Source organism: Companilactobacillus huachuanensis (assembly GCF_005404815.1).
GTDB classification, from domain to species: Bacteria; Bacillota; Bacilli; order Lactobacillales; family Lactobacillaceae; genus Companilactobacillus; species Companilactobacillus huachuanensis.
Window position 1 is genome coordinate 131392 of the sequence record NZ_BJDF01000007.1, and the last position, 6000, is coordinate 137391.

7 protein-coding genes are annotated in these 6000 nt (G+C 37.3%); 5 read left to right on the forward strand and 2 right to left on the reverse strand.

The window, feature by feature from the left end:
* Positions 1-161 precede the first annotated feature (161 nt).
* Positions 162-641: a DUF2507 domain-containing protein gene (locus tag FFM71_RS05755; RefSeq protein ID WP_137611215.1), complete on the reverse strand. Its 480-nt coding sequence runs from the start codon at positions 639-641 to the stop codon at positions 162-164.
* Between the two features lie 353 nt (positions 642-994).
* On the opposite strand from FFM71_RS05755, the gene murI reads away from it, so the two are divergent.
* From murI to FFM71_RS05775, 4 genes are all read left to right on the forward strand, one after another.
* Complete coding sequence (murI, locus tag FFM71_RS05760) at positions 995-1822, forward strand: glutamate racemase (RefSeq protein ID WP_137611216.1); 828 nt, start codon at positions 995-997, stop codon at positions 1820-1822.
* Positions 1797-2396 (forward strand): XTP/dITP diphosphatase, encoded by a 600-nt coding sequence (locus FFM71_RS05765; RefSeq protein WP_137611217.1) that lies wholly within the window; start codon positions 1797-1799, stop codon positions 2394-2396. The genes murI and FFM71_RS05765 overlap by 26 nt, the downstream gene beginning before the upstream one ends.
* Positions 2397-2462: 66 nt before the next feature.
* Complete coding sequence (locus FFM71_RS05770; protein ID WP_041500042.1) at positions 2463-2873, forward strand: DUF948 domain-containing protein; 411 nt, start codon at positions 2463-2465, stop codon at positions 2871-2873.
* A 2-nt stretch (positions 2874-2875) separates the two neighbouring features.
* Positions 2876-3181 carry a hypothetical protein gene (locus FFM71_RS05775; protein WP_137611218.1) on the forward strand — a complete coding sequence of 102 codons (306 nt, stop codon included), beginning with the start codon at positions 2876-2878 and terminating at the stop codon, positions 3179-3181.
* Between the two features lie 328 nt (positions 3182-3509).
* Here FFM71_RS05775 and FFM71_RS05780 read toward each other — a convergent pair whose 3' ends face one another.
* Positions 3510-4610 (reverse strand): M24 family metallopeptidase, encoded by a 1101-nt coding sequence (locus FFM71_RS05780; RefSeq protein WP_137611219.1) that lies wholly within the window; start codon positions 4608-4610, stop codon positions 3510-3512.
* A 172-nt stretch (positions 4611-4782) separates the two neighbouring features.
* On the opposite strand from FFM71_RS05780, the gene ccpA reads away from it, so the two are divergent.
* Positions 4783-5784: a catabolite control protein A gene (ccpA, locus tag FFM71_RS05785; protein ID WP_137611220.1), complete on the forward strand. Its 1002-nt coding sequence runs from the start codon at positions 4783-4785 to the stop codon at positions 5782-5784.
* Positions 5785-6000 lie beyond the last annotated feature (216 nt).

The following is a 6000-nucleotide window of genomic DNA, read 5'->3' on the forward strand; positions in this document are numbered from 1 at the left end:
TTTTTTTGTTCAAATAAATGCTGTCATCTCGGGAAAGAGAGGACAAAAAGAAGAGGGTCCACAAACTTTGATAAATCAGGTTTGTAGACTCTCTTCTTCTTTTGTTGTTATCAATTTTAGGCAATAAACGCAGTCACATTGATCGTTTTTTGGTGTATACTTTAGTTTCGATCAATTTGTATTTTAATTGTTACGCTTTTGGCTTTGCTGTTTACAGTGTATGTTCCTAAACAGTATGCTTCGATTGTTTTTTCAACGGTTTCAGCGATTATTCCGGTTTCCAATGAAAACTCGGGATCATCATTATTCGTATCAAAACGTTGTTCAACTTCAGGACCAGTTAACTTATATGTATAGCTGTTCGGTGTTTGCTTAGCGACTACCAAATTTCCAAAGCCGGCTTTGGCGAATAGGTCAGGTAAGCTTTCCATATCAAGAATCAATTGGCGGCTGAGATTTTTACCGGCCCAATACAATAATTCTACGGTATCTTTATCAAGCAAGTCAGGGAGAATAAAATCACGGAGTACTGAAACTGCAAAGTAGTTTTCAGTTAACGCATCTGCACTCTCACCATCTTCACTTTTCTTTAGAGCATCAGTTAACGTTGATTTGTTAAGATCTTTTGATTTTGCGGCCATTGCTATAACTCCTTTTTTCAGACAATTCATTATATCATTAGAATAATTGCTTTTTAAGTAATTGTAAAAGATAGCGCAGAAATATTTTTATAAAAAGTGTGAAGAATTCCGTTTCCAGAGCTGAGAGTATTCATGCGCTGTGCGGAACGGCCCAGTCTCAATCCTTGATTGAAGACTGTTGGGGGATATCAAAGTAAGAAATTAATATAACTATTGTTTTTACAGAACTAGAACTAGTTTAATTTATTAGTCCTACCATTAAAAAATTGAATACTTTCAGCTCTGTAAACGGCATACTTAAATAGTAAGTTAAAATACAGAGAATTCACTTAAATGAAAGCGGGGGTAACACTATGAGTGATCATAGACCAATTGGAGTACTAGATTCTGGATTAGGCGGGTTAACTGTCGTTAAAGAAGTGATTCGTCAATTGCCTAATGAAAATATTATTTTTATTGGTGATGAAGCACGTATGCCTTATGGAGTAAAAACTCGTGAACAAATTATATCTTATACACGTGAGATGGTACAGTATTTAATCAGTCAGGATGTCAAACTGATTATTTATGGTTGCAACACTGCTACTGCCAACGCTTTGGCGCAATTGAGAACGGAATTTACTGTTCCAATGATAGGTGTAATTAAACCTGGTGCACAAGCCGCAGTCAAGGTTTCTAAAACAGGAAGTATCGGTATTATCGGAACTGAATCAACGATTAATTCCAAGAGTTATAGTCAAACAATCGCTGCAATTGACTCAAAGGTCAATGTTTTAGGCATTGCTGCACAAAAGTTTGTCTCGATTGTTGAGGCTGATAAGATTAACAGTCAAGAGGCCGAGGATAATATTTCAGAAACATTATTGCCATTTAAAGATAGCGATTATGATACTTTGATTTTGGGATGTACGCATTTTCCAATGTTGAAGACACAAATAAATAAATATCTCCCCAAAATAACTTTAATTGATCCTGCGGTAAGTACTGTGGAGATAACCAAAGGGTATTTAACAGATAATAAACTTTTAACAGATCAAGATAATCGAACAATCAAACTTTATACAACAGGCAGCATTTCGGAGTTTTCCAAACTTGCTAAACGTTGGTTGCAAACTGATATTGCAGAAATCAGCTTAGTAAATATTGGAGGTAGCAATGAAAGAAATAATCATAGCAACTAAGAATCCTGGTAAAGCTCGTGAATTTAAAAGTATTTTCAATGATGAAGACTTTACTTTGAAGACCTTGTTAGATCTACCACAGTTTCCAGAGATTAGAGAAACCGGCAAAACATTTGAAGAGAATGCTAAGCTCAAGGCTCATGCAGTGATGGAGCGCTTTAATTTACCAACAATTGCTGATGATTCAGGTTTACAAGTCGATGCCTTATACGGTCAACCAGGGGTTTATTCAGCTCGCTACGCTGGTGATCACAATGATGCCGCTAATAATGCTAAACTCTTGAGTGAGCTAGGTGGAATTCCTCGCGAAAAGAGAACGGCTCGTTTTGTTTCAACATTAGTGTTTGCTAATCCTAAAAACGATGAGGATTTAATCGTTGAAGGGGAAGTTAAAGGCTTGATTGGATTATTCCCGGCAGGTGACGATGGTTTTGGATATGATCCACTATTTTATCTTCCTGAACTAGATAAGACGATGGCACAATTGAGTGTTGATGAAAAAAATGCTATCAGTCATCGTGGCCATGCGATTCAGAAATTAGAAAAACAATGGCAGAATTGGATTAATTGGTAATTAATTGCCGATGAATTGATATAATGCTAGTATGAAAGTGCTATTAAAATACAGGAGGGTAAGATTATGACTGGTGGACAAATTGCAGGCTTAATCGCGGCAGTTGCTTTTGTAGTATTGGTTGTATATTTAGCCAGAACATTGGTCCAGACTGCTAAATTGCTTCAAGAACTACAGGAAACTATGAAGGAAACAACTAAAATGGTTGAAGTCCTTTCTAAAAACACTGAACAGATTATGGATCAGAGTACTAAGTTAGTTGATAAGACTAACACCTTGATGGATGATGTTAACAGTAAGTCCAGCAAGTTGAACCCACTATTTGATACAGTTGAGAACCTCGGTAAGAAATCTGCTAAAGCAACCGAGGAGAAACCAAATACCGGCTTTAATTTCCAAAATTTGATGACAGTAGGAAACATAGCTACAGTTGCTAAGACGGCTGCTAAGTTCTGGCCAAGAAAGAAGAATAAATAATTATGAAAAATAATCATTTTGTACTGGGCCTACTCTTAGGCTGTGCTTCAGGATATGCTGCTTCCAAGTATTTAACAAGTGAATCCGGTCAAAAGCTAATAGAAAATATCATGACAATTCGTGGAGATTTCAATAACGGTGGAGTTGGCTTGAACACAAATAGTGATCTTGTTGATTCATTCAATGAAAAAACTGATGCTTTGAAGGACCATATTTCAAAAATCAAAGAGGACGAAGATACATCTGATATTGTCTTTAGTGAAGACGATCTCAATGATGAAAATTCACTTAATAGCAATAAAATTTAATTTTTCCGTCACAGGATGGTTAGTTGTTTCTTTGTTTGATGAGTATGTAAATTTTAAAATATTCGACTATAAAAAAGGCAAAACATTGTAATAATGTTTTGCCTTTTTATTTGTGTACCTAAAGGTTGAAAGTTTAATTAAGTATGCCGTCTCCAGAGCTGAGAGTATTCAATTGCTGCGCGGAACGGCCCGAGCCAAAGTACGGTCTCGGATCTCGGTTGAAGCCTCGCAAAACCCGCGAGTCTCCACACGCCCGGTGGTGTAATTGCTGAAGCAATAATGCCACTTTCGCTGCAAATGAATACTCTTATCTCTGGAGACGCCCCCACTAATCGATATATTTCAATTCTTTACTTGTGTGTGTAAATGGTTCGCAACCATCTTCAGTAATGTAAACGCAATCTTCAATTCTAACTCCGGCAACATTTGGAATGTAGATTCCGGGTTCAATGGAGAAGCACATGCCTGGTTTCAATTCCATATCGTTGCCTTCCATGATTGATGGGAATTCGTGTTCTGATGTTCCCATACCATGTCCGAGACGGTGGATGAAGTATTCGCCATAGCCAGCCTTGGTAATGATATCACGAGCAACTTTATCTAGTTCAGCAGCTGTGATGCCAGGTTTTGCGGCGTCCATAGCAGCATATTGAGCCTCTAAGTCTACTTTATAGATATCAAGGGCTTTATCGTCTGGTTGACCAAAGGCTACAGTTCTCGATGAATCACTGATGTAACCATTGTGAACTGTTCCAAGATCAAAGAGAATCAGTTCATCTTTTTTAATTGGTGTCTTTTCAGGGCCACCATGTGGATTGGCAGCATTGGCTCCAGCTTGAACGATAGTGTCAAAACTCATGTGCATGACACCTTTTTTCATCATGGCATATTCAATTTCAGCCACGACTTCTTGTTCAGTACGACCTTCTTTAATTGCTTTGAAAGCAACAGAGAAAGCATAGTCAGCTTCATCACCAGCGGCCTTTAATTCAGCAATTTCTTCTGGTGTTTTGATGAGTTTGGCGTTTTCCATGTAACGTGAAAGATTATTTGGAAACTTAGCATCAGGGAATTGTTGGCTCAAGGCTTCAAGCTTTTGAACAGACATGTCATCCTTTTCAATACCCCAGTTAACAGGTGAGCCAGCAATATCTTTGATATGACCGGCCATCAAAGCAAATGGATCTTCATGATCGAGATAGCCAAAGACATCTTTATCCCAGCCGGCATCCTTTGCAGCTTCAACTTCAAGCTGAGGTGCGAACATAAATGGGTCTTTGTCTGGGAAAACAAGTAGAGCAAGAATACGTTCTACGGGATCGCTGTAGAATCCAGTAAAATAGTTGATATCAGTTGGATTTGAAATATATGCAGCATCAAGTCCATTTTGTGCTAAATACTCTTGTAGGGCGATTAATTGTTTCTTCATGAAAATTCTCCTTTACGACGATATTTATTAGTAGTATATCACTGAAAATGATTTTCTTTTTGAAAAAATGTGAAAACATATACCAATGATACAGAAACCGCTTGCAAAATGTAAAAATGTTTGATAAATTAGAGATAATTAATGAAAATATTGTTTGAGAGAGTGAATATTAATGGAGAAAAAAGTAGTAACAATTTATGACGTAGCCGAAGCTGCCAACGTTTCTATGGCAACTATTTCTCGTGTAGTCAATGGTAACGCCAATGTAAAGGAAGAAACTAGAAAACGTGTTTTGGAAGTAATTGATCGTTTAAACTATCGTCCAAATGCGGTTGCTCGTGGCTTAGCAAGTAAAAAGAGTACAACAATTGGTGTAATTTTACCTGATATCACTAACTTGTACTACGCATCATTGGCCAAAGGTATCGATGATGTCGCTTCAATGTACAAATACAATATCATTCTAACTAGTTTGCAGGAATCAGTTGGTGATGAAGAACAAATCTTGAATAATTTGCTATCAAAGCAAGTTGATGGACTTATTTACATGGGCAAGCAATTGTCTAAGAAACTGAAACGTATCCTAGCAAACTCAAAGACACCAATCGTTTTAGCTGGTTCAGTCGACAAAAACAATGAAAGTGCTAGTGTAAATATTGATTTCACCGATGCAGTTGCTAGTGTTGTTAGTCAATTAGCACAAAATGGTCACAAGAAGATTGCTTTTGTTGGTGGTAGTCTTGAAAATCCTATTGATGGCAAATATAGACTTGATGGTTACAAGAAGGCTTTGAAGAAGTCACACTTGAACTTCTCATCTAACTTAGTTTTCGAAGCAGAGTATTCAGTACGTGCCGGAGAAGCTATCTGGGATGCTGTTCACAGTAGTGGTGCCACAGCTGCTTATGTTACAGATGATCTTTTGGCCTCAGGTATTTTGAACTCAGCCGTTAAAGCAGGGGTTAAGGTTCCTGATGATTTCGAACTTGTAACAAGTAATGACACGATTCTTTGTGAAGTAACTCGTCCAAAAATGAGTTCAATCGAAGAACCATTGTACGATATCGGTGCCGTAGCTATGCGTCTTTTGACAAAGATGATGAACCAAGAACAAATTGATGAAAACACGATCAAGTTGCCATATAGCATTGTTAAGCGTGGTTCAACTAAGTAGTTTTTGATATTTATTTCGATGAATGAAATTAAATTGTGACTTTCAATTTTAAATTCAAAAAACGAGTCTGGGACAAAACTCCAAACTCTGAAAAAAAAAGAACCATCGTGAGAAATTGAAAGATTTCTCATGATGGTTCTTTTTGTTACACATGTACTGTCTACCCTGCTATTCTTTACGCGACTAAACTTCAGAACAAAGGAAGTCAGACATCAT